Source organism: Klebsiella sp. 141153, from assembly GCF_032601995.1.
Lineage (GTDB): Bacteria > Pseudomonadota > Gammaproteobacteria > Enterobacterales > Enterobacteriaceae > Klebsiella > Klebsiella aerogenes.
Genome location: NZ_JAQIRJ010000025.1, coordinates 1 through 1,297 on the forward strand (window position 1 = coordinate 1; position 1,297 = coordinate 1,297).

General features: G+C 66.3%; 2 protein-coding genes. One reads left to right on the forward strand and one right to left on the reverse strand.

Features of this window, described 5'->3' with window-relative positions; all coding sequences use genetic code 11:
* Positions 1 to 285: hypothetical protein (locus PGS10_RS24875; RefSeq protein ID WP_316423630.1), on the forward strand; the 285-nt coding region annotated here is incomplete at its 5' end.
* 25 nt (positions 286 to 310) lie between these two features.
* Here PGS10_RS24875 and PGS10_RS24880 read toward each other — a convergent pair.
* Positions 311 to 1,297, reverse strand: a 987-nt coding sequence (locus tag PGS10_RS24880) for a sodium ion-translocating decarboxylase subunit beta (protein ID WP_316423631.1), incomplete at its 5' end; no start/stop codon positions are given.

Here is a 1,297-nt window from a genome sequence, read left to right on the forward strand (position 1 = left end):
TGGTTTGGTAGCCCGGATAAGGCGCCAGCCGCTATCCGGGAACCTCTCCCCGGTGGCGCTGCGCTTACCGGGGCTACAAACCGGAGCGGACCGGTCGCCCGGCTAAGGCGCCAGCCGCCATCCGGGAACCTCTCCCCGGTGGCGCTGCGCTTACCGGGGCTACAAACCGGAGCGGACCGGTCGCCCGGATTAGGCGCAAGCCGCTATCCGGGAACCTCTCCCAGGTGGCGCTGCGCTTACCGTGACTACAAACCGGAGCGGACCGGTAGCCCGGATAAGGCGTAAGCCGCTATCCGGGAAGGATGCCGGCCTACATCGCCAGCACGTACTTGAGCATCACCCCGGCGGCGATCGCCGAGCCGATTACCCCGGCCACGTTCGGGCCCATCGCGTGCATCAGCAGGAAGTTCTGCCCGTCCGCTTCCAGACCCACCTTGTTGGACACCCTCGCCGCCATCGGCACCGCCGATACCCCGGCGGAACCAATCAGCGGGTTGATCTTGTGCTTACTGAACACGTTCATCAGCTTCGCCATGATCACCCCGGCGGCGGTGCCCACGCAGAAGGCGATCACGCCCAGCAGCAGGATCCCCAGCGTCTGCGGCTGCAGGAACTTGTCCGCCACCAGCTTGGCTCCCACCGACAGCCCGAGGAAGATGGTGACGATATTGATCAGCGCGTTCTGCACCGTATCGCTCAGCCTGTCCACCACCCCGCTTTCGCGCATCAGGTTGCCGAAGCAGAACATCCCCAGCAGCGGCGCGGCGTCCGGCAGCAGCAGCGCCACCAGCAGCAACAGCACCGCCGGGAAGAGGATCTTCTCGCGTTTGCTCACCGTACGCAGCTGCACCATGCGGATCTTCCGCTCTTTGTCGCTGGTCAGCGCCTTCATGATCGGCGGCTGGATCAGCGGTACCAGCGCCATGTAGGAGTAGGCGGCCACCGCGATGGCCCCCAGTAGCTCCGGCGCCAGCTTGCTCGACAGGTAGATGGCCGTCGGGCCGTCGGCGCCGCCGATGATGCCGATGGCCGCCGCCTGCGGCAGGGTGAAGGAGATGAAGCCGAAGTAGTTCAGCGTCAGCGCCCCGAGCACGGTGGCGAAGATCCCGAACTGCGCCGCCGCCCCCAGCAGCAGGGTGCGCGGGTTGGCCAGCAGCGGGCCGAAATCGGTCATCGCCCCGACGCCCATAAAGATCACCAGCGGCGCGATACCCGAGCCAATCGCCACCTTATAGAAGATGGCCAGCACCCCGGAGGAGTAGCCCATGTCCACCGCCAGCGTCTCCATCTGCCCCTG